This is a genomic window from Marinobacter sp. P4B1 (assembly GCF_001447135.1).
GTDB classification, from domain to species: domain Bacteria; phylum Pseudomonadota; class Gammaproteobacteria; order Pseudomonadales; family Oleiphilaceae; genus Marinobacter; species Marinobacter vinifirmus.
This window is the reverse complement of record NZ_LLXM01000013.1, coordinates 146350-171550: the sequence shown is the minus strand read 5'-3', so window position 1 is coordinate 171550 and position 25201 is coordinate 146350. Positions and strand designations below refer to the sequence as shown.

Genomic DNA, 25201 nt, shown 5'->3' with positions numbered 1-25201 from the left:
TGTTCAAGTTTTTGTATGTGTTAATTCTCAGCCCACTTTGGCTCACGCTTTTGCATGAAAGCCATGGTGCCCTCAGTACCCTCTGGCCCGCCTATGGCTGCGGCGAACTTTTCGGCGGCGTCATCCAGCAAACCGGTCATCGCTTCATGGCCGACTCGATGCAACAGCGCCTTGGTTTCTGCCGTGGCATTCGGGGCACACAGCCGAACCCGTTCAAGGGCTTGGTTCAGCATGTCGTTCAGCTGTTCTTCGGATTCCGCAACCTGGTGAACGATACCCAGTGTGCAGGCTTCTGCTGCGTCGATTCTCAAACCCAGAAGTGCCAGCCGGCGGGCCTGGGTCAGGCCGATTCGTTCGACCACGAACGGAGCGATCTGGGCCGGGATGACGCCGAGGGTGGTTTCCGGCATGCCGAATTTCGCGGTGGGCCCGGCGATGGCGAGGTCGGAGACGCAGGCCAGGCCGAAGCCGCCGCCCATGACGGCGCCTTCGGTGATGGCGATGACGACTTTGGAGGATTCGTTGACCTGCTGGATCATCTGGCCGAAGGCGCGGTTGAGTTTGTAGAACGGGTCGTCCTTGCCTTCGCCTTTCTGGCCCCGGGCGCCGGCCATGTCCTTGATGTCACCTCCGGCGCAGAAGTGGCCGCCGGCGCCGCGGATGACGACGGCGCGGATGCTGTTGTCGTTTTCAACTTCGGTGAACAGGGCGGCCAACTCCGCGACCATCTGCAGGCTCATGGCGTTGCGGACGTCCGGACGGTTGATGGTGAGAAACAGGGACGGGCCTTGTTTCTCGAGAATCAGTGTTTCGCAATGTGGTAGTTGGTATTCCATAAAAGGACTCCACGTAAAATGTTCGGGGCCGTGAGGCGGGTTGCCCTTTCCGGGACCGTTGAGGGCCATGGACGGCCCGAAACGAGCCTACAGGGACGTACTCGTAGGCGTGTCCCGGAAAGGGCAACCCGCCTCATGGCCTTCCGTCAAACTCGTTAATCAGTCGCGATTTTTGCCAGGCAAAGTGCCCATTAGCTTGCAGATGATGCCCAGCATGATTTCGTCGGCGCCGCCGCCGATGGACACCAGACGCACGTCGCGGTAGGCACGGGCCAGGGGGTTTTCCCACATGTAGCCGTTGCCGCCCCAGTACTGCAGGCAGGTGTCGGTGACTTCACGGCCCAGACGGCCGGCTTTGAGCTTGGCCATGGAGGCGAGTTTGGTCACGTCTTTACCGGCAATGTGCAGTTCACAGGCCTGGTAGGTGAGGGCGCGCAGGGCTTCCACTTCGGTTTGCAGTTCGGCCAGGCGGAAGTGGATGTACTGGTTGTTGATCAGCGGCTGTCCGAAGGTCTTGCGCTCGCGGCAGTATTCGATGGTCTGGTCGATGCAGTTCTCCAGCGCCTTGATTACGTTCGCCGCGCCCCACATGCGCTCCTCCTGGAACTGGATCATCTGGCACATGAAACCGGTGCCTTCCGCGCCGATGCGATTGCGCTGGGGAACACGCACGTCGTCGAAGAACACCTGGGCGGTTTCAGATGAGCGCATGCCCAGTTTGTTCAGATGCGGGCTGAAGGAAATACCCGGGGTGTTCATGGGCACGACGATCAGGGTTTTGTTCTTGTGGGGCTTGTCGTCGCTGGTATTGGCCAGCAGGCAGATGAAGTCGGCTTTCGGGGAGTTGGTGATCCACATCTTGGAGCCGTTGATGATGTAGTCATCGCCGTCTTTCTTCGCCGTGGTCTTAAGGCCGGCTACGTCGGAGCCTGCACCCACTTCACTGACGCCGATACAGCCCACCATGTCGCCGGCGATGGCCGGGGCCAGAAAGTCCCGTTTCAGCTCGTCGGAACCAAAGCGGGCGATGGCCGGGGTGCACATGTCGGTTTGAACGCCGATCGCCAGCGGCACGCCGCCGCACTTGGCCATGCCGAGTTCTTCTGCGGCTACCAGGTTGTAGCTGTAATCGAGGCCCATACCGCCGTACTCTTCCGGCTTCTGGATGCCGAGCAGGCCCAGGTTGCCAAGTTTTTTGAACAGGTCGTGAATCGGAAACTCGCCGGCCTCTTCCCATTCGTCGCAGTGCGGATTGATTTCTTTCTCCACGAAATCGCGGACGGTTTTTCTCAGGGCTTCGTGTTCGGCTGTGAATTTCATTGTTGTTCTCTCCTGCTTTTTAAAAATGGTTAGCCCGGGTATTTGTTGTTTGGTGCTTGTCTGGTTGCTTGGGGTCGCGGGTGTGTGGGCGGGCCTTCAGAAAAACGCTCCTTCGGCACGTCCATGTGACGCTTGGGCTCCGCCATCCCTGGCTCCGCACATTTTCTGAAGGCCCGCCCACACATCCGCTTTGATGCAAGATTCAAGTGCATCCTGCCAGCAATTTGTGGGTTCGGTGCCGCTGATACATGGCTGTTACCCATCTTGGTTGAGTTTGATAAGCCATCTCGGAAAGAAATTTGTTTGTTGTCTGGCAGAACCATGTGGGAAGGGCTGTCCAAAAATCTTCGCAGGCCATGGATGGCCGGAGAGAAGCGCACATGGGCGGAGCAAACGCTTTAGAAGCGAAGCTTCGCGTGCTGCGGAGCGACAGCAATCTATGATTGCTGGCTGGACCCGCTTGCGGGTGCTTGTAGCGTTTTTTGGACAGCCCTTCCCACATGGTTCTACCTCCTAAACAAGAATCCCCGAGGCGGGCACCACCCGAGCCAAAACTCAAGTGGCACCCAACTCCCAATCTAAAACCGAGCTACGCCGTAAGAGTTGGGCCGTAGCTGCCGTTGCTCGGCCTCGCGGCAGACAGACAAAACCAGGGCCAGAACTCGTCGGGTATCCCGCGGGTCGATCAGGCCGTCATCCCACAGCCGTGCGGTGCCGAACAGGGCGGTGGAGCCGTCTTCGAGTTTCTTGGCGGTGGCCTGTTCCAGGAACGCCAGGGTTTTCTCGTCGGGCTCTATGCCGCTTTTGCGCTGTTTTTCTTCGGCCACAATACGCATCACCTTGCCAGCCTGGGCCGGGCCCATGACGGCGGTGCGGCTGTTGGGCCAGGCGAAGATGAATCTCGGGTCCAGGCCCCGGCCGCACATGGCGTAGTTGCCGGCGCCGTAGGAGCCGCCGACCACCACGGCGATTTTCGGCACCCGGCAGTTGGCGACGGCCTGCAGCATCTTGGAGCCGTGTTTGATGATGCCGTTCTGCTCCGAGTGGGTGCCCACCATGAAGCCGGTGGTGTTGTGCAGGAACAGGATGGGTGTGCCGGCCTGGTCGCAGAGCTGGATAAACTGTGCCGCCTTGGTGGAACCGGCCGGGGTGATCGGGCCGTTGTTGCCGATGATGCCTACACTGTGGCCCTGAATCCGGATGGTGCCGCATACGGTCTGGCTGTCGTAGTCGTTCTTGAAATCCAGGAACCGGGAGCCGTCGGCGATGCGGGCGAGGATTTCGCGCACGTCGTAGGGCTTCTTGGCGTCGGAAGGAATCACGCCCAGCAGCTCTTCAGCCGGATACAGCGGCTCATCCCAATGTGGCTCCTTGCGCAGCGGCAGGTTTTCGTTCCAGGGCAGGGCGCCGAGAATCTCCCGGGCCTGGCGGATGCCGTCGGCGTCGTCTTCGGCCAGGTATTCGGCGGTGCCGGCCACGGTGGCGTGCATTTCTGCACCGCCCAGTTCTTCGTCGGTGGCGATTTCACCGGTGGCCGCTTTCAGCAGCGGCGGGCCTGCCAGGAACATCTTGGCCTGCTCGCGCACGGTGATTACGTAATCGGACAGGCCCGGCTGATAGGCACCACCGGCGGTGGCGTTGCCGTGAACCACCGTTACTTGCGGAATACCGGCAGCCGACATGCGGGCCTGGTTGGCAAAGCCCCGGGCGCCCAGCACGAAAATGTCGGTGGCGTAGTTCAGGTTGGCGCCACCAGATTCCGACAGCGACACCACCGGCAGCTTGTTCTCCATGGCAATCTGCTGCAGGCGCAGGGTCTTGTCCAGACCGGCGGGGGTAATGGTTCCGCCCTTGATGGCGCTGTTGCTTGCGACCACCAGGCAGCGTACTCCGGCTACTCTGCCTATGCCGGCAATAATCCCGCCACCGGCCATGGAGCCGTCTTTGTCGTCGTGCATCTTGTAACCGGCCAGTGAACACAGCTCCAGAAACTCACTGCCACGATCCAGCAGCCGATTGATGCGGTCCCGCGGTAGCAGCTTGCCCCGCTTGGTAAACTTCTCCCGGGCCGATTCCGCCAGGTCCAGAACCTTCTGCTCCACATCCCGGAAGGTGGAGATGTGCGCTTCCATGGCCTCAACATTGGCCCGGAACTCGTCAGACTGGGGGGTTATTGTTGTTTCCAGTACCTGCATGGGAAATCCTCAGTCGTCACTCAAAACTTTCGGCGTTACCGCCCGATGGAAACCGTTATAGGGCTCGTTATTCTTCGCCTTCGGCATCGGCCAGACACGCCCGCCCTGAGAAGCCGCCCCGTCAATCCGCAGGCAGTCACCACTGATAAATGCCGCGCCCGGGCTAAGCAGGAAACAGATAGCCGAACTCACCTCCGACTCCGTCCCCATCCGCTTGATCGGCACCGCATCCGCCAGGCTCCGAATCCACGACTTCATATGAGCCGGGTAATTATCCATCCCGCTGGAAGCAATCCACCCCGGCGCCACCGCATTCACCCGAACCCCGGAAGGCGCCCACTCAACCGCCGCCGTTTGGGTAAAATTCACCATCCCCGCCCGTGCGGCCCCTGAGTGGCCCATGCCCGGCATACCACCCCACATATCCGCCACAATGTTCACAATCGAACCACCGGTTTTACTTAACGCCTGGGTATAGGCCTCCCGGGAAATCAGAAAACCGCCGGTCAGATTGGTGCGCACCACCGTTTCCCAACCTTTCTGATTAATCCCCGTCAGCGGAGACGCAAACTGCCCGCCGGCGTTATTTACCACCCCGTTCAGCCCACCGTGGGTCTCGATAACGGCCTTCACCGTCGCCTTGACCGATTCCTCCTCGCGAATATCGCAAGCATGGGCGCTGGCAATGCCGCCGTCGGCCTCAATCTCGGCTTTTACCGCATCGACCTTTTCCTGCTTACGACCAACGAGAGCAACTTGAGCACCGAGGGCCGCCAGTTCGTGGGCGGTACAACGGCCAATTCCAGAACCACCACCGGTCACAATAAACACCTGGCCTTCAAACAGCCCCGGCCGAAGAACAGACTGATAACTCATAAAAAGTCCTTATCAAAATAAGCTGAATCCACGTAAAACGTCGGAGCGCCCCGCTGGGGGAGGGCCCTACAAAAATGTGCGGAGCCATGGATGGCGGAGCAGAAGCGCCACAGGGGCTCAGCCGAGCGTTTATGAAGCGAAGCTTCATGCGACAGCTGAGCGACCGCAATCTGTGATTGCGGGCCGGACCCCGAAGGGGTGCCGCAGGAGCGCTTTTTGTAAGGCCAACCCCCGCTGGGGTGCTTGCACCGAAGCGAATAAAATGAGTTCACTGGGAGATCAGCCCATCAGGCACAGGCACCGGAAACTCCAGAAGCTGCTGCGCAAAAGCCTTACCCTGCGGATCAATCCGAAGCGAAGCCACACCACCGCCACCCAGACTGTGCTCCAGCAAGAAATTGAACGCATGCAACCCCGGCATAGACCAGCGCGTCACCTTGCCAGACTCCGGATTCAGCGTATGACTCATCCACTGGGCCACCGCCTGCTCCGTCAACGCCGCCTCAATAAACGGCAAAAACTCCGGATCCCGCGCAATCACCCCGATATTGCTGTGATCACCCTTATCACCAGACCGCGCCCACGCCAGCTTGATCAGCGGCACCGTCGTGTCTGTTGAAACCTCCGTCCGGGATTCCCGCTCAGGGGGCAGGGCGTTGCTATCAAAACCACCCTCACAAGCCACCTCGACGGTCGATTTCTCGCCCGCCAGGCCCACGGAAACCGATACTTCAGACTTCTGCACCAGGCAGGAGAACAAACGAATCTTCGGCCACACCGTCGGCCGGCCGCCAACAATGCCAGTAATGCCGGGGGCCATGCCGGTGGCGGCCTGAGCAATCTCCCTCGAAAACAGCACAAGGGCCTCTTTCTTCGGATGCGCAGTGGCTATCTTCACCACCACCTCCCGGCACTGGTCGCCCCGGGCTTGGGCGCCGTAAGTGGTTTCGGTACCCAACAGCTCGATGCTGGTTTCGGAATAGTCCGGCAGGCCACGCTCGGCAAACATCGCGGATGTCTTCGCCAGAATGGCTTCGGCCACTTTCTGCGCCTTCGCCTTGGCATTGATGCCTGCCAGCAGGAAGGTCACCGCGCACTTGAAACCATCCGGCCAGGTACCGGACACCTTGTAGCTGTCGGTGGGCGGGAGGCCCTTCGCACCAATAACCCGAACCCGATCCTTGCCGGTTTCCTCCAGAGTCACCTGAGTGAAATCACAGGTAACATCCGGCAACAGATAGGCCCGTGGGTCACCAATCTCGTACACCAGCTGTTCGCTCACGGTGCCCAGGCTGACCAGGCCACCGGTACCTTCTGGCTTGGTGATCACAAAGTCGCCGGAAGCGCTGACCTCGGCTATCGGAAACCCCATATTGGCGTAGCCGTCGGCCACCTGGTCCCAGTCGGTAAAGTTGCCGCCGGTAGACTGGGCGCCGCATTCCAGCAAATGCCCCGCCAGGCTGCCTTGGGCAAGCCTGTCGTAATCGTTCCAGCTCCAGCCGAATTCATGCACCAGCGGCGCCAGTACCAGGGCGCTGTCAGCTACCCGACCCGTAATGATGATGTCAGCCCCCTGTTCCAGTGCAGCCACCAGCCCAGGTGCGCCCAGGTAGGCGTTAAGGCTCACCATCATGGCCGGGAAAGGCTGGCCTGTGGTCATCTCGGTGATGCCGGCGTCGGCCAGTTTCTTTTTCTTCAACAGAAGGTCATCGCCCAGCACCACGGCGATTTTCAGGTCCACGCCCGCTTGCTCGCACAGGGCCTGCAAGGCATCGCGGCAGGCGACCGGGTTCACGCCGCCGGCGTTGGTCAGCACCCGGATGCCTTGCTTCTTGATCTCGCCCAGCAGCGGAGCCATAACAGTTTCAACGAAGTCCCGGGCATAGCCCTGAGCCGGGTCTTTCATCTTCTGGCCGGCCATGATCGACATGGTGATCTCGGCCAGGTAATCGGCCACCAGGTAATCAATGTTGCCCTGGCGTACCAGCTGAGCGGCAGCGGTTTCTGTGTCGCCCCAGAAAGCGGCGGAGCAGCCGATGCGGATAGGGTTGTCGGGTTGTGCCATGTTGTTTGCCTTGTTCTTTGCGCCCGGCGATTGCGGACTGGTGCAACGATGTCATCGACAATACCAAGCAAGCGCTTGGTTTGTAAACAGGCAAATCTCGGGTAGAATAAAAAGTCCCAGCAAGACAACCGGATGGCCTTTGTGAACCAGAACGAGATTCTTCAGTCCCTCATCGCCGAACAGCTTGTTTCCGACCCCGCCAGTGCTCGCGGGCGCTTGTTGAAAGAGGCGGCCAGGTTATTCCGGGACAAAGGCTACGAGCGCACCACAGTGCGCGACCTGGCAGCAGCAGTGGGTATCCAGTCTGGCAGCCTGTTTCATCACTTTCGAACCAAGGAAGAAATCCTGAAAGCCGTGATGGTGGAGACCATTCGCCTCAATACCGCCTTGATGCACGCGGCTATGGAGCAGGCTGTCACCCTGCGGGAGAAGCTCCGGGCGCTGGTGCGGGCCGAGCTGGAGTCCATCAACGGCCAGACCGGTGAGGCCATGGCGGTGCTGGTGTATGAGTGGCGGAGTTTGTCTGAGGAATCGCAGGCGGAAGTACTGGCCCTGCGGGATCACTATGAAGGCCTGTGGCTATCGGTGCTGGAGCAACTGCGCACGGAGGGCAGTATCGATGCGGAACCGTTCATTGTGCGCCGGATGCTGACCGGGGCCCTGAGCTGGACGGTGACCTGGTACCGGCCGGAGCGGGGCGGATTAACGCTCGACGGGTTGACTGATCAGGTGCTCGCAATTATGAAGTTGTAAAATATTCATTCACATACTTAAAAAATTTTCTGTGTCCCCTGATTTTTGGCTGATTCAAAACCTATTGTTTTATATCAATAAATTTCTCTTTTCTTGATTTCCATTCAGGCCATTGGCCTGATCGGCATATCCATTTCGGCAATCGAGCCATTTCTGTCTGACAGCAATCGCCGCATTCTTGCACCCACAACAACAAAGCAAGAAAGGTCGTCGAACTATGATCTCCTCACTGTTTTCTTACATGCGTGCTTGCCCGTCTCGCCTTCGCCAGACAGCGACCGCGGGGGCCGTGCTGTTGCTGGCCGGCTGTTCTGCAAACCCGATCTACACCACCACTGGCGTGGTGCTTTCCAATTACTCGGAGTCTGAAGCAACACCCTACGTGATGCAGATGTCGGATCCGAAGATGGCCTGCGCCCTGGGCGAGGGTGTCGACCCTCTCATGTATTCATTCTCCCGGGTAACCTCTGCACCGGATACCACCGGTTCCCTGCTGATGCTGCTGGCGGCCAACTGCATGGAATACCGCACCTGGGAAGCCGAGCTCGATTACCTGCGGGCCGATTTCAGCGGTGACATTCCTGCCGCCAAGGATGCCCGTGAAAAGGCCAAGCGACTGCACGCCCAGACCGCGAAGCGCCGTTACCAGGCGTTCCAGCGTGCGATGGCGGCCTACGATTTTGATCCTTCGGCAGAACCTCTGGAATGTCCGTTCCTGTTCAGCGAACAGGACGAGCTGACCTTCCTGCTTGGCTTGCTGACCGGTATGCAGGCGATCGTGAACGATTCCAACTCCGGTGCCATGGCTGGCGTGCCCCGCAACATTGCGCCCCAGGCCGAGCGGGCAGCCCAGTGTGTAGACAACGAAAAATGGGGCGGCCTGCCCAATGCCGTTCGTGCACTGGTGTGGCTGCTGCTGCCGGATACCCGTCCGGAACTCGCCCCCGACCCCTGGCAGGTGCTCGAGAACAGCGCCGAGCTGGGTGTGCAAACCGGTATGCGCGCTTCCCACGCCTTGCAGGCGGTAGCGGCTGAGACCTTCGGTCGCCCGCTGGTGCTGGCCGATGCCATCGCCAGCTTCGCAGAGGCGGACGGTCGTATCGAGGTGTGGGACGAGTACCGACTGGTTGATGAGGTGGCCCGGGGCGTTGTGACCTTCTCGTCTGACAAGCACTGGACCGCCAATTACGGGCACCGCACACCGAAGAGCTACTTCGGCAAGATGAGCCCGGAACGCAGCACCGAAAACGTTGAAACCATGGACCTGGACGGCCTGCTGTAGCAGCGCCGTCCGGCACGAAAACCTTATCCACAAACACAAGAATGACCCGGAGGTCGTCATGATCCGCAAATCCCTTGCCGCTTTGTCCCTTGCTGTGGCCGCACCGCTGGCTTCAGCCCAGCCTGTCTCCATGTGCGTGTTCGATGTCATCGGCGCCAACGGTGACGTTTACAACCTGGTGAAAGACTACGCACTGGAAATGAAAGCCCACGGTGTGGACTTCGAGCTCAAGCCTTACACCGATGAAGGCGTGGCCGTAGGCGACTTCAATGCCGGCCAGTGTGATGCGGTAGCGGCGACCGATATCCGTATCCGTCCGTTCAACAAGTTCACCGGTAGCATCAGTGCCGTGGGTGCCATCCCCACCTACGATGACCTGAAAACCCTGCTGGCCACCCTGGCCCAGGCCAAGGCGGCGCCGCTGATGAAAGACGGCGGCTATGAAGTTCTGGGTATTGTGCCGGCCGGCGCCGGTTACCTGTTCGTGAACGACCGCAGCATCGACACCGCCGGTGAACTGGCCGGTAAGCGCATGGCGACCCTGGACTACCAGAAAGACGCCATCCACATGGTGAACTATGTGAAGGCCACCGTGGTGCCCTCCGATATCACCAACTTTGCCGGCAAGTTCAACAACGGCTCGGTTGATGCAGCCTACGCCCCGGCCTTCGCCTACGAGGCGCTGGAGCTGTACAAGGGGATTGGCGACAAGGGCGGCATTGTGGATTACCCGCTGGCCCAGCTGACCATCCAGATTGTTGCCCGTGATGAAGTGCTGGACGACGACACCGCCCAGAAAGCCCGTGATGTTGCCTGGGGTATGTACCCGCAGGCCATGAACCTGATCCAGGGCCAGGAAGAGGGTATTCCGGACGAGCAGTGGATTCGTATTCCCGAGAAAGACATCACCGGCTACCAGGAAATGTTCCGCGAGAACCGGCTGGAGATGCGTGACGGTGTGAACAACGCACCGAGTGTCTATCACCCGAAAATGATGAGCCTGCTGAGCAAGATCCGCTGTGCCAGCAACCCGGGTGCTTCCGAGTGCACCGCGGCTAACCGGGAATAATCGGAGACACTGACGATGAACTGGCGAGCGATGACCGCTACCGGCGCAAGGACGCTCTACCCCGTGCACAGGCTGCACGGGGTAATCCTGCTGCTGTTACTTCTGGCGACCCTGGCGCTGGGAATGGGCAACTCGCTCCATTCCAGGCTTCTGTGGGTAGGCGAGCAGGTATGGCCCAATTATTACCTGCTCAACCCGGATGCAACTGAGCCTACCTGTAACCTGTTTGTTGATATCGACACGGAAGTGGAACGCCGGGTAGCCGCCTACAAGCCGGACCCGGACGATCTGTTCAGCTCTCCGCCTAACCCGGAGGCTATCCGCAAGTCCCTGCAAAGCAACCTGGCCCTGTGTGAGCAGCGTCACCTGCAGTTCGCCGAAAACCAGAAGCATGCCACCTGGGCGTTGGGTGTGTTCAAGGATATCGAACAGGGGCTGGCGGACTTTCTGCTCAAGAACATCGACCTGACCAAGTTCCTGTTCATTGGCATGTTTGCCATGGCCGCGGCCATCTCGGCGCTGGATGCGGACCACATTGCCTTGCGCTTGCCGAGAAACCGGGCGGAATGGCGCCTGAGCCAGGGTTCCCAGTTTGTGGTGAACGGGCTGATGCTGCTGTCCCTCAGTGCCTATGTCGGGCGACTGCAGGCATCCCCGGGGTCCGGTGACACCATAATCCTGCAATATGCTTGGTCGCTGGTGTTCGGGCTGTTCATGGTGATCAACGCCATCCGGTTCCTGTTTGTGCCGGAGCGCATGAAAGCAGGCTCCCTTGCCATGTCCTCGGGGCTGGTGGTGCCGCTGTACTGCACCATGGGCCTGATCGCCATGAGCTACTTCTTCTTTGTCGACGGCTACAGCTCAGGCCTGGCGATTTACTTCGGCATGATGTCGAACCTGTCGTCCATGTTCATCAACATCGGCCTGTATGTGCTGGTGGGCATGATGCTCAAGCAGACCCGGGTGCCGGAGCTGTTGCTGAATGTGCTCAAGCCGTTCAACCTGCCTGCACCCATGCTGGCCTCGGTGATTATCTTCGCCACCGCTTTCCCGACGGCCTTCACCGGCGCCTCCGGTATCTTCATCCTGGCTGTTGGCGGGGTAGTGTACGACGAGCTGCGTCGCGCCGGTGCAGGCCGGCAGCTGTCGCTGGCGACCACGGCGATGTCCGGCAGCCTGGGTGTGGTGCTGAATCCTTGCTTGCTGATCGTGGTGGTAGCGGCACTGAACAAGGAAGTCACCACCACCGAGATGTATGGTTGGGGCTTCTGGGTGTTCATTATGTCGGCTTCCCTGTTCTCCTTCATCGTCTGCAAGACCGAAGGTAACTGGAAACCGCGGCCGGCCCCGGGTGCCTTTCGTGCAGCCGTGCGTGAGCTTGGCCCCCTGATTCCCTATGCCCTGACCGCAGCCGCCGTAATCCTGGTCATCTGGGTTGTACTCGGGCTTCAGTTCAATGAATACAGTGCGCCACTGATTCTGCCGCTGGTGATGCTGGCTGTCGTGATGCTGGATGCCGGCAAGGCAGGCCAGGAAACCGGCCAGTCCAGAACCCAGGCGTTCTTCGATCGCAGCAGCTCTGCTGCCAGTGATTCGGCCGTACATATCGGCGCCTTGCTGGCCCTGATCGGTTTCTCGATCTGCCTGGGCGGGATTCTGGAGCGTTCCGATATCGTACACGCCCTGTTCCCCGAAAGCCTGACCAGCCCCTGGGTGGCCATGATGGTGATCGTGCTGATGCTGACCGTGATCGGCATGGTGATGGACCCGTTCGGTGCCGTTATCCTGGTATCGGCTACCATTGCCCAGCCGGCTATCCAGATTGGTATCGACCCGCTGCACTTCTGGATTGTGTGCCTGGTGGCGTTCGAGCTGGGTTATCTGAGCCCGCCCGTGGCCCTCAATCACCTGCTGACCCGGCAAGTGGTTGGCGAAACCGAAGTGCTGGCTGCCGAGCGCACCGGTTCCTTCTGGCATCGCTATCAGCGCCTGCTGTTGCCGCTGGCGGTAATGGTACCCACGCTGTTACTGGTGGCGTTTGTGCCCATGCTTTTCTACGCTTTATAAGCGCAGTAGCATAAAAAACCCGCGAAGCTCTGCTCTCGCGGGTTTTTTTACGATCAGGCTGGTGCAATATGCCTGTAAAGGTCGGTCAGGGAAGATTGGCCGTATAACCGGTAAACCTGTTGATAACGGAAAACATGCCCCGTGCAATATCTAAGTCGATCTGTGGTTCTGGTGTCAGGGATGGCGGTGTTGGCCGGCTGTGGTGGCGGAGGCTCCGGTTCGTCGGTGCCTGCTTTGCCGCCTTCGCCGCTGTCTGGTGTGATCAGTATTGAAGCCAACAGCCGGGTTGACCAGGATACGATGGACCAGCTGGGGCTTGAGGGCGCACAAGCTGCAACCGGCATACAGGCTCTGCCTGCCAGCTTTGTGCTGGCCGGCTATGTCAGCGGAGCGGCAGGGACCTATCCTTCCGCCTCTGCCCAGTGTCAGCCTTTCGCCTATGCCGAGGATGCGGTGGACGAGTACTCGGTGCCCCTGGCGGCGGGGGAGACCCTCGTTCTGGAAAGCTTTGGCAGCTGCCTGGCTGACCCGGAGCTCGAGCTGGTGGTTGAAGGCGCCGGCCCGCTATCGGCCTCTGTCAACGGTGGCCCGGCCCGTTATACCCTCACCGCCGGCGATAGCACGGAATACCTCGTAACGGTGCGCAACACCGGGAATGCGCCCGCCCGCTACATACTGGCCAAGTCAGTCGCTTTTGGCGCCGAAGGGATGGCGTTTAACTGGCCCCGCTATCGCTTTATTGAAGGCGAGGCCGTTGTTGCCCTGGCCGACGATGACCCTGTCCGAGCTGCCATGGCGACACCTGCCGCTGAAAAGGCTCGTGGCCTGGGAGCGGGTAAATGGCTGATGACCATGCCCGGCAACCGGGTTCGCAGTTCACAGGCCGGGCCAGTGGCCGAGGATACACTGAACTGGATCCGGGAGTTGCGGGCGACGCCCGGTGTGCTGTCGGCTACGCCTAACTACGTGGTTTCCAGCCAGCAAACCGGCACACCGGTGTCTGAACCGCTGTACACGCGGCAGTGGCATTATGACCTGATCAACGGGCCTGCGGCCTGGCAGCTGGCGCCCGGCGGTGGCACTGGTGTGAACGTGGCGGTGCTGGATAGCGGATTATTGAGGCTGCCTTCCGGTGCATGGCATCCAGACCTGGACAGCAATGTGCAGTCAAGGCCCGCTTACGACTTTGTTGATGACGATACGATTCCTGCAGACCCTGGCAGCAGCGTTGGCGGCGATGTGTTCCATGGTACCCACGTAGCCGGCACGATTGCAGCCGTGGTGAATGATGCCGGCAGTGGCGGCGTAGCTTACGGAGCGGGGCTGGTTCCGGTACGGGTGCTGGGTGAGGGGGGCACAGGCTCATCTGCAGACCTGATTGCGGCCATCAACTGGCTGGTGGCCGGGAGCGGCGGCCAGCCCTATGCAGACGTGGTCAATATGAGCCTGGGCGGTTTGCCCAGAATTCAAGACCTGGAAGACGCGATTGCCAAGGGGGTCGGCAAGGGAATGGTTTTCGTGGCCGCTGCAGGTAACGCAGCTACGTCAACTTTGTCCTATCCGGCCGCATCTCCCAACGTGCTCGCTGTCAGTGCCGTGGACGGTGGAGGCCAGCTGGCTGGCTACTCCAATTTTGGCAGCTGGATTGACCTGGCAGCCCCCGGTGGTGATGCCAGCCGCGATGGCAACCTCGATGGTGCCGGTGACGTGGTCTGGAGCACCAGTGGTGAGCGGGACGGAGGTGTTTCCATTGCGGGATACCGGGGGCTGCAGGGTACTTCTATGGCCTCGCCCCATGTGGCGGGCGTGCTGGCGCTGATGAAGGCCCGTGACCCGGCCATGAACTATGACAAGGTGCGCGTTTGGCTTCAGGGCGGGCAGATGACGGACGGCCAGGCACGCCGGAATGACACCCTGGGCTGGGGTGTACTGGATGCGGCCCGGGCAGTTTCTGCGGCCGGTACCGGCTTTGCGGATACCATTCTTTCGGCATCGCCGGCCCTGGTGTCACTCAGCAACGAGGGCGAGCAGAGCGTATCGGTTGAGCTCAGCGTTTTCGGCGATGGTAATGTTTACAGCCTGTCGCTGGGTGATATGCCGGCCTGGATAGACGTCACCGGGTGCCAGTCCGCGCCGCCATGCGCACTGCAGGTGACGTTGCTCAAAGACCAGCTCACACCGGATGAACCGGCCCGGGGCTCTATCGTGGTGAACTACCAGGTAGACGGTGCCAGTGCAGATCCGCTGTCCATCCCGGTCATCGGCCAGCTGGTCAGCGACGAACAGGCCCGAAACGCCGGCCGGCACTTTGTGCTGCTGGTTAACACCGAGCCTGATGAAAATGACCTGTACATGGCCGAGTCCCAGGTTACCCTGGATGCGGAAAACGGCGTCTATTCGTTCCGCTTCGAGAACGACGATGGCGAAGAGCCGCAGCAGCTTCGCGAGGTGCGCCCGGGAGACTACTATCTTGTAGCAGGCAGTGACCTGGATGGTGACGGAATCATCTGCCAGCCCGGCGAGGCCTGCGCCGAGTATCCGATTACCGGCTTGCGGGAGGTGATCACCATCGAGGAAGGCCAAAGCCTCTCGGATATCCGCCTGACCACCGGTTTCTCCCGGCCCACGATTTCTGCGGCTTCACCGGATATACTGCCCCGGCCTGGCTTTCAGGGGTATCAGCTGAGGGCTCCCGAGACACAAACCGGCCCGGCCGACAATCGAACCAGGATGACGCAATGAACCGATTTCCCCTTAAACCTGCAACCGCAGTACTCGCTGCCACGCTGCTGGCGGCCTGCAGTGCCAATGCCCCCAAGGAAGCCCAGCCTGCGCCGCAGGTGCGTCAGGTTACCCAGTCGGCCCATTGTGGCCTGACCGGACCCGGTGTGGCGCCGGTCAGCTCGCCGGAAGCGCTGGAGAACCTGTTGGGTGTCAGTGGCCAGAATATGGCCACCGGCGTGATCCGGCAGGTGGACCTGGCGTCAGAGCAGCTCATTATCGTGACTCTGGGGCAGAAACCTACGGCCGGCTACAGTGTCGGCCTGCAGGATGTCCAGTGGCAGGAGCCGGTACTGAAACTGGCCATGCAGGTGAATTCACCGGCACCGGATATGATGGTGGCGCAGGTGATTACTTCACCTTGTGTGGTGCTGGCGGTGAAGGGCGACCACTGGCAAAGGCTGGAAGTGTCTGGCCTTACGCCTCAGCCCATCGTCAAAGCCGCTGGAAAGTGACGCGGTCCGGCACCGGCACAAAACAACCGTTGATCTTTCAGCGTGAATCCCTAAGCTATGGCTCAGCTTTCACGACCAATTGCGGAGTCATGCCGTCCCTATGAGCCAGCAACAATATAACGCCGACGCTATTGAAGTCCTCAGTGGCCTGGACCCGGTGCGCAAGCGCCCGGGCATGTACACCGACACCTCAAGGCCCAACCACCTGGCTCAGGAAGTGATCGACAACAGTGTGGATGAGGCATTGGCCGGCCACGCCCGCAGAATCGACGTAGTGCTTCACAGTGACAATTCCCTGAGCGTGGAAGACGACGGCCGCGGTATGCCCGTCGATATTCACAAAGAACAGGGCGTGCCCGGGGTCGAACTGATCCTGACCCGCCTGCACGCCGGCGGCAAGTTCTCTGAAGGTAACTACAACTTTTCCGGTGGTTTGCACGGTGTGGGTGTCTCGGTTGTGAATGCCCTGTCCACCCACCTGGAAGTGCTGATCAAGCGTGACGGCCAGCTGCACCGGATGACCTTCGCCAACGGCGATAAAGCTTCCGAGCTGGAAGTGGTCGACACCGTTGGCAAGCGCAACACCGGTACCCGCCTGAAGTTCACGCCGGATCCGAAATACTTCGACAGCCCCAATTTCTCGGTCAGCCGCCTGCGCCATAACCTGCGCGCCAAGGCCGTACTGTGCCCGGGCCTTCGGGTGACCTTCCTGCAGGAAAAGACCGGCGAAAAAGACGAGTGGTTCTACGAGGACGGCCTGCGGGATTATCTGCGCACGGCGCTGGCGGATATTGAAGCGGTCCCGCTGGAACCGTTTACCGGCAGCTTCTCCGGTAACAAAGAAGCCGTAGACTGGGCCATCCAGTGGTTGCCGGAAGGCGGCGACGCGGTGATGGAAAGCTACGTAAACCTGATTCCTACCGCCCAGGGCGGCACCCACGTAAACGGCCTGCGTACCGGCCTGCTCGAAGCCATGCGGGAATTCTGCGAGTTCCGCAGCTTGCTGCCCCGGGGCGTAAAGCTGTCACCGGAAGATATCTGGGAGCGGGTGGCCTATGTGCTCTCGTTCAAGATGCAGGAACCCCAGTTCTCCGGCCAGACCAAGGAGCGTTTGTCGTCCCGCGAAGCGGCGGCGTTCGTGTCTGGCGTGGTCAAGGATGCCTTCAGCCTGTGGCTGAACCAGCATACCGACATCGCCGAGGTACTGGCCGAGCTGTTTATCAGCAATGCCCAGCGCCGTCTGCGGGCCAGCAAGAAAGTAGCCCGCAAGAAAGTCACCTCCGGCCCGGCGCTGCCCGGCAAACTGGCCGACTGTTCCGGCTCGGATACCAACCGCTCGGAGCTGTTCCTGGTGGAAGGGGACTCGGCCGGTGGTTCTGCAAAGCAGGCCCGGGACCGGGAGTTCCAGGCCGTCATGCCGCTAAGGGGTAAGATCCTGAATACCTGGGAGGTGGATTCCGGTGAAATCCTCGCGTCCCAGGAGGTCCACGACATTGCCGTTGCCATCGGGGTAGACCCCGGTTCTGACGACCTGACCGGCCTGCGCTACAACAAGGTGTGCATCCTGGCCGATGCCGACTCCGACGGCCTGCACATTGCCACCCTGCTGTGTGCGCTGTTCGTGAAGCACTTCCGGCCGCTGGTCTCCGCCGGCCATGTGTTTGTCGCCATGCCGCCGTTGTATCGGGTGGATCTGGGCAAGGAAACCTTCTACGCCCTGGATGAGCACGAGAAGCAGGGCATTATTGACCGGCTGGAAGCCGAGAAGCGCCGGGGCAAGCTTCAGGTAACGCGCTTCAAGGGCCTGGGTGAGATGAACCCGCTTCAGCTGCGGGAAACCACCATGGCCCCGGATACCCGCCGCCTGGTGATGTTGACCCTGGAAGACGGCGATGACACCGACGAGCGTATGGACATGCTGCTGGGCAAGAAGCGGGCTTCAGACCGCCGGGCCTGGCTGGAAGCCTACGGCAATATGGCTGACGTGGCGGTTTGATATTCCTTAATAAACTATAAAAATCGATAGTTATTCTTTCTCAGAATTTGTCTGCCTCGCTATCCTGCCAGTTTTTGAACCGGAAAAGACCGAGTTATGGACTGGCAAGGATGGTTTTCCCTGGGGCTTGCGCTGGCAGCCCTGTTATTGATGAGTTCCGGCCGCTTTGCACCGCACATGGTGATGATGGCGGTCTTGGTGGTGCTCAGTGCCAGCGGCATTATCTCGGCTGACCAGGCACTGGCCGGGTTCAGCAATAGCGGTCTGATTACTGTTGTCGCCATGTTTGTGGTAGCGGCGGGTATTCATCATTCCGGCGGCGTTGATCTGTTGGTGAACCACCTCCTGCGCAGCCCCAAATCCGTCCGTTCCGCCCAGGCCCGTATTGCGCTGCCCGTCGCCTTGTTGAGCGGTTTCCTGAACAACACGCCGGTGGTTGCCACCATGATCCCCGCCGTTCATGCCTGGTCACGGAAGATCGGCATCGCACCCTCCAAGCTAATGATTCCGTTAAGTTACTCGGCCATTCTGGGGGGCACCCTGACGCTGATCGGCACCAGTACCAATCTGGTGGTCAACGGGCAGTACCAGCAGCTGACAGGTGAAGCCGGATTCTCGATCTTCTCGATCAGCGTTGTTGGCCTGCCGGTGGCCATCATCGGGCTGGCGGTGATGTTGCTGGTGATGCCACGGGTGTTGCCAGACCGTAAAGACCAGCAAAAGTTTGGCTCCATGAGGGAGTTCACCCTGGAGGTGGCGGTGTCCCCCGGCGGCCCACTGGTCGGGAAAACCGTGGGTGAAGCCGGATTGCGGGAGCTGGAGCGCCTGTACCTGGTGGAGATCGAGCGGGACGGTAGCCTGGTTACGGCGGTACCCTCCGAGGAACGGCTGCGTGGCGGCGACCGGCTTGTGTTTGCCGGTGACACCCAGGCGATTTCTGACCTGCTACGCATCAATGGCATCGTGCCGTCGGTGCACGATGATGAGCCCAGCCTCAGTAAGGACCGTGCGGAGCGGAGGTTGGTTGAGGCCGCGCTGTCTCCCCAATCTGACGTGCTGGGGCTGACCATCCGGGACGCAAGGTTCCGGGACCGTTACGGTGCCGTGGTGCTGGCGGTTGCCCGGGGTGGCGAACGGGTGTCCGGCAACCTCGGCAATATCCGGCTGAAGCCCGGGGACGTGTTGCTGCTGGAGGCGCGCCCGGCGTTTGTCAGTCGCCAGCGCTACAACAAAGATTTCCTGTTGATTAATGACCTGGAAACCGAAACGCCACGGCATGACCGGGCGTGGTTATCCTGGGGTATCCTGCTGGTTTTGGTGGGGCTGGCGGCTTGCGGAGTGCTGAGTATGCTCAATGCGGCCCTGCTGGGGGCTGCAATGATGATACTTTTAGGTTGCTGCTCGGTGGGCCAGGCCCAGAAGTCGGTGGATGTGCCGGTTATGCTGACCATTGCCGCGTCCTTTGCACTCGGAGCAGCACTGGAGGAAACGGGAGCGGCCACGTTTATGGCGGAGGGCATTCTGGCGTTCAGTGCCGGCCAGGTTCTGCTCACGCTGTTCCTGGTCTACTGTGCGGTTTCGTTTCTGACGGAAGTGATCACCAATAATGCAGCGGCCGTGCTGGTTATTCCGGTGGTGCTTTCGATGACCGCCAGTATGGGGGTTTCGGCAGAACCTTTCGTGATTGCCGTGATGATGGCAGCCTCTGCCAGCTTTGCCACGCCCTTGGGGTATCAGACCAATATGATGGTTTTCGGGCCCGGAGGTTACCGCTTTTCCGACTTTGTGAAAGTGGGGTTGCCAATGAATCTTTTGGTGGGGCTGACGACGGTGGCAGTCATTGCCACTGTGTATGGGCTGTAAAAAGAAAACCCGGCCTTGGCCGGGTTTGTCTGAAATCAGTTGTTGCTGGGTACTACTACGGATTCGTCGAAGTCGAGTTCCATGTCGTTTCCTCTCGGTCACTGAGGCCCCGCGACGGGGCGGATTTAAAGTATGAGTAAATTTTATATCCGCCATGAATTTCAACAATCCGTAGAACCGCATACGCCAAAAGTGGTGGATGTCAACCTCTGTGGATTCTTGATCAGAAATTCTGATGCTGGCCTGCAAAACATTCTGGTTGGTTCACTGTCGGAGGCTCTCTAGACTAGTGCCTGAAGATTGCGAACTCGATTTCAGCCCGGGAGGGGCATTGGCATGTCGCTAAAGAATTCTGAACATCACTATGGCTGGCTGGCCGTTGTCCTGCACTGGCTGGTAGCGACTGTCGTGGTTGGGCTGTTCGCCCTGGGATTCTGGATGGTGGATCTGTCCTACTATGATGAATGGTATCGAAAAGGGCCGGACCTGCACCGGAGCATCGGGCTGATACTGTTTGCGGTGGTGGTGTTCCGGTTGCTGTGGCGGCTTATAAACGCCAGTCCCAGGCCCCTGGCCAGCCACAAGCGCTGGGAAGTCGTCTCGGCCCACGTGGCCCACAGCCTGCTGTACGTGCTGATGTTTGTGGCGATGGTCAGTGGCTACCTGATAACCACGGCAGACGGCTCGTCGATCAGTGTCTTCGGGTTGTTTGACGTGCCGTCCCTGACCGGTCGGGTGAAGGGCATGGAAGACACTGCGGGTGCCGTTCACTACTGGAGTACCTGGGCACTGGTCGGCCTGGCGGGACTACACGCCCTGGGCGCCCTGAAACACCACTTTATAGACCGGGATGAAACCTTACGCCGGATGTCAGGCCGCGCCTGATTGCCGGAATGTTGTAGAAATTGCTCAAATAAACTGTGTAACAGGAGAACACCATGAAAAAGATTTTCTTGGCATCTGCATTGTCACTGGCCGTTGCCGGCACCGTCCAGGCGGATGATCACAGCGGCACCTACGCGTTTGATACCCAGGGTGCGCACCAGTTCGTTACCTTCAAGATTTCTCACCTGGGTTACAGCTGGCTGTATGGCCGCTTTAACGACTTCGATGGCGAGTTCACCTACGACGCGGAAAACCCGGAGAACAGCTCGGTATCTGTAACCATCGATACCTCCAGCGTCGACTCCAACCACGCCGAGCGGGACAAGCACCTGCGCAGCGAAGACTTCCTGCACGTGGGTGAGTTCCCGGAAGCCACCTTCAAGAGCAAGCGCGTAGTGCTGGATGAAGAAGGCGAGGCAGACATTATCGGCGACCTGACCCTGCGCGGCGTAACGCGTGAAGTGACCCTGGATACCGAGCTGCTGGGCCACGGCCAGGATCCCTGGGGCGGTTACCGCATGGGTTTCGAGGCTGAAACCGAGCTGAAACTGAAAGACTTCGGTATTCCGATGGACCTGGGCAAGGCCTCAGAGACAGTGAAAATCGAGATTTCTGTAGAAGGTATTCGTCAGTAAGTACGAAAAAAGGCGCCCCGGGAATAACCCCGGGCCGCCTTTTTCAGCTATTTCCTTTCCTGAGCGCCGCTCAGCTTTCCTGGGCGCTTCCTGTGTGTTCTGCAGACCGGCACAAATACCGCTGCCGCCAGAACTGTCCCGAAAAAACCACGATCCAGATAACGAAACCCGCCCAAAGATAGGGCTCGGGTACCTGGAACGTGCCACTGATAGCAAACTCCACCAGTAGCATCAGGACAACCGCCAGAACGGCGTTGACCAGGGCCGTGACCATGGCATGCCCGCAGGCTTTCAGATTGGGTTTCATAGGTTTCCGCTTGGTTAAAGATAAGACGGCTTTCTACTCACTGTGGCGAGAATACGGCGCACCTTACAGACTCTCCATGCGGGAATTCCGCTATTGGAAATTGGTGTATCCGGGCTGGCGTCCATATAATGTGCCGACATTGCCCGAAGCACACGGCGGGCACAGAGGTTAGCACCACAACCACATTTCAAAACAGGCAGTTAAGGCAAAGAGGCATCTATGCCAGAGTTTCAGACAACGGATGAAGGTTTCGAGCGGGTCTCCCTCAGGGATTATACCGAGAAGGCCTATCTGGACTATTCCATGTACGTCATCCTCGACCGGGCATTGCCCAACGTGGGTGACGGGCTCAAGCCGGTACAGCGCCGGATTGTATATGCCATGTCGGAGCTGGGCCTGAAGTCCACCTCCAAGTACAAGAAGTCCGCCCGTACCGTGGGTGACGTGTTGGGTAAGTTCCATCCCCATGGCGACAGCGCCTGTTATGAAGCCATGGTGCTGATGGCCCAGCCGTTTTCCTACCGATATCCGCTGGTAGACGGCCAGGGTAACTGGGGTTCCCCGGACGATCCCAAGTCCTTTGCCGCCATGCGTTATACCGAATCCCGCCTGGCGCCCTTCGCTGATGTGCTGCTGGGAGAGCTGGGGCAGGGCACCGTGGACTGGACGCCTAACTTTGACGGCACCATGGAAGAACCTTCGGTACTGCCGGCACGCCTGCCCCATGTGCTTCTGAACGGTACTACCGGCATTGCCGTGGGTATGGCGACCGACATTCCGCCCCACAACGTGCGGGAAGTGACAGCTGCCTGTATCCGCCTGCTGGATGAGCCGGATGCCACCGTTGACCAGCTGTGTGAACACATCAAGGGCCCGGATTTCCCGACCCGTGCTGAAATCATTACCCCGCGCAAAGACCTGCGGCAAATGTATGAAACTGGCCGCGGTTCGTTGCGCATGCGCGCCCGCTGGGTTCGCGAGAGCGGAGAGGTAGTCATTACCGACCTGCCGCACCAGGTTTCCGGTAACCGGGTGCTGGAGCAGATTGCCCAGCAGATGCAAACCAAGAAGCTGCCCATGGTGGCAGACCTTCGGGACGAGTCAGACCACGAAAATCCCACGCGCCTGGTGATTGTGCCGCGTTCTAACCGGGTAGACCTGGACGGCCTGATGGCCCACCTGTTTGCCAGCACAGACCTTGAGAAAACCTACCGGGTGAACATCAATGTGATCGGCAATGACGGCCGCCCCGGGGTGAAAGGCCTGCGTACCATGCTGACCGAGTGGCTGGCGTTCCGGAAAACCACCGTCACCCGCCGCCTGCAGCATCGCCTGGATAAGGTCCTGGCGCGCCTGCACATTCTGGAAGGTTTGCTGATCGCTTATCTGAATATCGATGAAGTGATCGAGATTATCCGTACCGAAGACAAGCCGAAGGCCGAGTTGATGGCCCGTTTCGGGCTGTCGGCGGACCAGGCCGAAGCCATCCTCGAGCTGAAACTGCGCCACCTGGCCAAGCTCGAGGAAATGAAGATCCGTGGCGAACAGGACGAGCTGGCCGCCGAGCGCGACGAGCTGCAGTCCATTCTGGGCTCGGAAGACCGTTTGCGGGAACTGATCAAGACCGAGCTGAAGCAGGATGCCGAAACCTTCGGTGATGATCGCCGTTCACCGATCGTTGAGCGGGAAGAGGCCCGGGCCTTCAGTGAAACCGACCTGGTATCCAACGACCCGGTGACCGTTGTGCTGTCTGACAAAGGCTGGGTGCGCGCCGCCAAGGGCCATGATATTGACCCGGCAGGCCTCAGCTACAAGTCTGGCGACCGTTTTGCCCTGGCTGCCCGGGGCCGCAACAACCAGCATGCCATTTTCCTGGATTCCACCGGCCGGGCCTATGCCCTGATGGCTCATAGTCTGCCTTCTGCCCGGGGGCAGGGTGAGCCTTTGACCGGCCGCATCAACCCGCCGTCCGGCGCCACCTTCTCCGGCTTGCTGATGGGTAATCCTGAACGTAAGGCGCTGCTGGTGACCGATGGCGGCTACGGCTTTGTGACGTCACTGAACGACATGGTCAGCAAGAACCGCGCCGGCAAGGCGGTGGTTTCGGTGCCGAAGGGGGCGCGGATCATGCCTCCGGTCGTAATCCCGGAAACCGCGTCCACCCTGTATCTCGCGGCGGTTTCCAACGAGGGCCGGATGCTGGTGTTCCCGCTCACAGAGCTGCCGGAACTGGCCAAGGGTAAGGGTAACAAGATCATCAGTATTCCCTCGGCCCGGGTACAGAGCCGCGAAGAGTATGTGGTTGCGGTCGCCGTGTTCGGCGAAGAAGACCAGGTGGAAGTGAAGGCCGGCAAGCGCAAGCTGGGGCTGAAATTCGGCGACCTGGAACATTACCTCGGTGAGCGTGGGCGTCGTGGCCACAAGTTGCCGAGAGGCTTGCAGCGGGTAGATGGCATTGATGTGATTCCGTCTGCATCCCGGGCGCAGGAAGAAGCACAGGAACAGGAAGGGGAGAGTACAGACAGTGAGTGAGCTGGTACTGGTAAACGTATCCGGGCGCGACAAGCCCGGGCTGACGTCGGAAATTACCGGCATCATGGGCCAGTATGATGTGCGCATCCTGGATATCGGCCAGGCGGTGATCCACGATCACCTGACCTGGGGCATCCTGATCGAAATTCCGGACGAGTCCAAGTCGTCTCCGGTCATCCGGGACCTGCTGTTCCGCCTGCACTCGCTGGACCTGCAGGTGCGCTTTGCGCCGATTACCGTCGAGGAATACCAGGCCTGGGCGGAAGGCCGTAACCGTGCCTGCTACATCGTCACCCTTCTGTCCCGTGACATCAAGGCAGAACAGATTGCCCGGGTGTCGGCGATTACCGCCCGCCATGGCCTGAACATCGATAACATCACCCGGCTGTCGGCCCGGCCTTCGCTGAATTCGTCCGATAACCGGATTGCCTGTGTGGAGTTCTCGGTGCGCGGCACGCCATCAGACCTGGAGCAGCTGCGGGCGGATTTCCTGCACATTGCCGGCGAGATGAATGTGGATATCGCCTTCCAGGAAGATTCCATCTTCCGGCGTAATCGCCGCCTGGTGGTGTTTGATATGGACTCGACCCTGATCGAGGCGGAAGTGATCGACGAGCTGGCCCACGAGGCCGGTGTCGGCGAGCAGGTGGCCGAGATCACCGAGCGGGCCATGCAGGGTGAGCTGGACTTCAGCCAGAGCTTTGCCGAGCGCCTGGCGCTGCTGAAAGGCCTCGATGAATCCGTTCTGGAGGGTATCGCTAACCGCCTGCGTATGACCGAGGGCGCCGAGCACCTGATCCGCAGCCTGAAGGCGCTGGGCTATCGTACGGCTATTCTGTCTGGCGGCTTCACCTACTTTGCCCGCCACCTGCAGCAGAAGCTGGGCATCGATTATATCTATGCCAACGAGCTGGAGGTTGTCGACGGCAAGGTGACCGGCCAGGTAAAAGGCCAGGTTGTGGATGGCAAGCGCAAGGCCGAGTTGCTGCTGGAGATTGCCGGTAAGGAGCATATCTCCCGGGAGCAGGTGATTGCCGTGGGCGATGGTGCCAACGACCTGCCCATGCTGAGCCAGGCCGGCCTCGGTGTGGCGTTCCGGGCCAAGCCGCTGGTGAAGGAGTCGGCCCGGCATTCCATCTCCACCCTGGGGCTGGATGCGATTCTCTACCTGATCGGTTTCCGGGAAAGCGAAACCAACCTGTTTTTGCAGAATCCCGACCGCTGAAACCACAAAGGGCGAGGTATCACACCTCGCCCTTTGTTTTTCTGGCACCTGTTGCCGGA

The 25201-nt window shown here is 60.0% G+C and carries 19 protein-coding genes; 13 read left to right on the top strand and 6 right to left on the bottom strand.

Features of this window, described 5'->3' with window-relative positions:
• Window positions 1–20: 20 nt before the first annotated feature.
• The 5 genes from AQ621_RS10225 to AQ621_RS10205 form a co-directional block, all read right to left on the bottom strand.
• On the bottom strand, window positions 21–836 hold the full coding sequence (locus tag AQ621_RS10225) for an enoyl-CoA hydratase/isomerase family protein (protein WP_058341368.1): 816 nt from the start codon (window positions 834–836) through the stop codon (window positions 21–23).
• Window positions 837–995: 159 nt separating this feature from the next.
• Window positions 996–2156, bottom strand: a complete 1161-nt coding sequence (locus AQ621_RS10220) for an acyl-CoA dehydrogenase family protein (protein WP_058341367.1) — start codon at window positions 2154–2156, stop codon at window positions 996–998.
• 578 nt (window positions 2157–2734) lie between these two features.
• Entirely contained in the window at window positions 2735–4351 is a 1617-nt protein-coding gene (locus AQ621_RS10215) for an acyl-CoA carboxylase subunit beta (RefSeq protein ID WP_058341366.1), read from the bottom strand.
• 9 nt (window positions 4352–4360) lie between these two features.
• Complete coding sequence (locus AQ621_RS10210; protein ID WP_058341365.1) at window positions 4361–5227, bottom strand: SDR family oxidoreductase; 867 nt, start codon at window positions 5225–5227, stop codon at window positions 4361–4363.
• A gap of 268 nt (window positions 5228–5495) precedes the next feature.
• On the bottom strand, window positions 5496–7292 hold the full coding sequence (locus AQ621_RS10205) for an acyclic terpene utilization AtuA family protein (protein ID WP_058341364.1): 1797 nt from the start codon (window positions 7290–7292) through the stop codon (window positions 5496–5498).
• Between the two features lie 132 nt (window positions 7293–7424).
• On the opposite strand from AQ621_RS10205, the gene AQ621_RS10200 reads away from it, so the two are divergent.
• The 11 genes from AQ621_RS10200 to AQ621_RS10155 all read left to right on the top strand — a co-directional run bounded on the left by AQ621_RS10200 (window position 7425) and on the right by AQ621_RS10155 (window position 21078).
• Window positions 7425–8045: a TetR/AcrR family transcriptional regulator gene (locus AQ621_RS10200; RefSeq protein ID WP_058341363.1), complete on the top strand. Its 621-nt coding sequence runs from the start codon at window positions 7425–7427 to the stop codon at window positions 8043–8045.
• A gap of 217 nt (window positions 8046–8262) precedes the next feature.
• Window positions 8263–9327: a hypothetical protein gene (locus AQ621_RS10195; RefSeq protein ID WP_058341362.1), complete on the top strand. Its 1065-nt coding sequence runs from the start codon at window positions 8263–8265 to the stop codon at window positions 9325–9327.
• Between the two features lie 58 nt (window positions 9328–9385).
• On the top strand, window positions 9386–10396 hold the full coding sequence (locus AQ621_RS10190) for a putative solute-binding protein (RefSeq protein ID WP_058341361.1): 1011 nt from the start codon (window positions 9386–9388) through the stop codon (window positions 10394–10396).
• Between the two features lie 15 nt (window positions 10397–10411).
• Window positions 10412–12463, top strand: coding sequence for a TRAP transporter large permease subunit (locus AQ621_RS10185; RefSeq protein WP_058341360.1), 2052 nt, complete (start codon window positions 10412–10414; stop codon window positions 12461–12463).
• Window positions 12464–12604: 141 nt separating this feature from the next.
• On the top strand, window positions 12605–15205 hold the full coding sequence (locus AQ621_RS10180) for a S8 family serine peptidase (protein ID WP_227508294.1): 2601 nt from the start codon (window positions 12605–12607) through the stop codon (window positions 15203–15205).
• A complete protein-coding gene (locus AQ621_RS10175) occupies window positions 15202–15699 on the top strand; it encodes a protease complex subunit PrcB family protein (protein ID WP_058341358.1) in 498 nt (165 codons plus the stop codon). Before AQ621_RS10180 ends, AQ621_RS10175 begins: the two co-directional genes overlap by 4 nt.
• Window positions 15700–15799: 100 nt before the next feature.
• Window positions 15800–17695: a DNA topoisomerase IV subunit B gene (parE, locus tag AQ621_RS10170; protein WP_022989958.1), complete on the top strand. Its 1896-nt coding sequence runs from the start codon at window positions 15800–15802 to the stop codon at window positions 17693–17695.
• Between the two features lie 96 nt (window positions 17696–17791).
• A complete protein-coding gene (locus AQ621_RS10165; protein WP_058341357.1) occupies window positions 17792–19558 on the top strand; it encodes an SLC13 family permease in 1767 nt (588 codons plus the stop codon).
• A gap of 132 nt (window positions 19559–19690) precedes the next feature.
• A complete protein-coding gene (locus AQ621_RS17650) occupies window positions 19691–19843 on the top strand; it encodes a hypothetical protein (protein WP_158499530.1) in 153 nt (50 codons plus the stop codon).
• A gap of 51 nt (window positions 19844–19894) precedes the next feature.
• Window positions 19895–20443, top strand: a complete 549-nt coding sequence (locus tag AQ621_RS10160; protein WP_058341356.1) for a cytochrome b — start codon at window positions 19895–19897, stop codon at window positions 20441–20443.
• Window positions 20444–20496: 53 nt separating this feature from the next.
• A complete protein-coding gene (locus tag AQ621_RS10155) occupies window positions 20497–21078 on the top strand; it encodes a YceI family protein (RefSeq protein ID WP_022989955.1) in 582 nt (193 codons plus the stop codon).
• Between the two features lie 70 nt (window positions 21079–21148).
• Here the strand turns inward: AQ621_RS10155 and AQ621_RS10150 are convergent, their stop codons facing one another.
• Entirely contained in the window at window positions 21149–21385 is a 237-nt protein-coding gene (locus AQ621_RS10150) for a hypothetical protein (protein ID WP_058341355.1), read from the bottom strand.
• 219 nt (window positions 21386–21604) lie between these two features.
• On the opposite strand from AQ621_RS10150, the gene parC reads away from it, so the two are divergent.
• Window positions 21605–23917, top strand: coding sequence for a DNA topoisomerase IV subunit A (gene parC / locus AQ621_RS10145; protein ID WP_058341354.1), 2313 nt, complete (start codon window positions 21605–21607; stop codon window positions 23915–23917).
• Window positions 23910–25142 carry a phosphoserine phosphatase SerB gene (gene serB, locus AQ621_RS10140; protein ID WP_058341353.1) on the top strand — a complete coding sequence of 411 codons (1233 nt, stop codon included), beginning with the start codon at window positions 23910–23912 and terminating at the stop codon, window positions 25140–25142. The genes parC and serB overlap by 8 nt, the downstream gene beginning before the upstream one ends.
• The last annotated feature ends 59 nt before the right edge of the window (window positions 25143–25201 follow it).

Coding starts and splice junctions, on each gene's coding strand:
- AQ621_RS10190 (WP_058341361.1), top strand. CDS start 9,386: ATGATCCGCAAATCCCTTGCCGCTTTGTCCCTTGCTGTGGCCGCACCG.
- AQ621_RS10165 (WP_058341357.1), top strand. CDS start 17,792: ATGGACTGGCAAGGATGGTTTTCCCTGGGGCTTGCGCTGGCAGCCCTG.
- AQ621_RS10185 (WP_058341360.1), top strand. CDS start 10,412: ATGAACTGGCGAGCGATGACCGCTACCGGCGCAAGGACGCTCTACCCC.
- AQ621_RS10220 (WP_058341367.1), bottom strand. CDS start 2,156: ATGAAATTCACAGCCGAACACGAAGCCCTGAGAAAAACCGTCCGCGAT.
- AQ621_RS17650 (WP_158499530.1), top strand. CDS start 19,691: ATGAGTAAATTTTATATCCGCCATGAATTTCAACAATCCGTAGAACCG.
- AQ621_RS10205 (WP_058341364.1), bottom strand. CDS start 7,292: ATGGCACAACCCGACAACCCTATCCGCATCGGCTGCTCCGCCGCTTTC.
- AQ621_RS10160 (WP_058341356.1), top strand. CDS start 19,895: ATGTCGCTAAAGAATTCTGAACATCACTATGGCTGGCTGGCCGTTGTC.
- AQ621_RS10195 (WP_058341362.1), top strand. CDS start 8,263: ATGATCTCCTCACTGTTTTCTTACATGCGTGCTTGCCCGTCTCGCCTT.
- AQ621_RS10155 (WP_022989955.1), top strand. CDS start 20,497: ATGAAAAAGATTTTCTTGGCATCTGCATTGTCACTGGCCGTTGCCGGC.
- parC (WP_058341354.1), top strand. CDS start 21,605: ATGCCAGAGTTTCAGACAACGGATGAAGGTTTCGAGCGGGTCTCCCTC.
- AQ621_RS10215 (WP_058341366.1), bottom strand. CDS start 4,351: ATGCAGGTACTGGAAACAACAATAACCCCCCAGTCTGACGAGTTCCGG.
- AQ621_RS10225 (WP_058341368.1), bottom strand. CDS start 836: ATGGAATACCAACTACCACATTGCGAAACACTGATTCTCGAGAAACAA.
- AQ621_RS10210 (WP_058341365.1), bottom strand. CDS start 5,227: ATGAGTTATCAGTCTGTTCTTCGGCCGGGGCTGTTTGAAGGCCAGGTG.
- AQ621_RS10175 (WP_058341358.1), top strand. CDS start 15,202: ATGAACCGATTTCCCCTTAAACCTGCAACCGCAGTACTCGCTGCCACG.
- AQ621_RS10200 (WP_058341363.1), top strand. CDS start 7,425: ATGGCCTTTGTGAACCAGAACGAGATTCTTCAGTCCCTCATCGCCGAA.
- parE (WP_022989958.1), top strand. CDS start 15,800: ATGAGCCAGCAACAATATAACGCCGACGCTATTGAAGTCCTCAGTGGC.
- AQ621_RS10150 (WP_058341355.1), bottom strand. CDS start 21,385: ATGAAACCCAATCTGAAAGCCTGCGGGCATGCCATGGTCACGGCCCTG.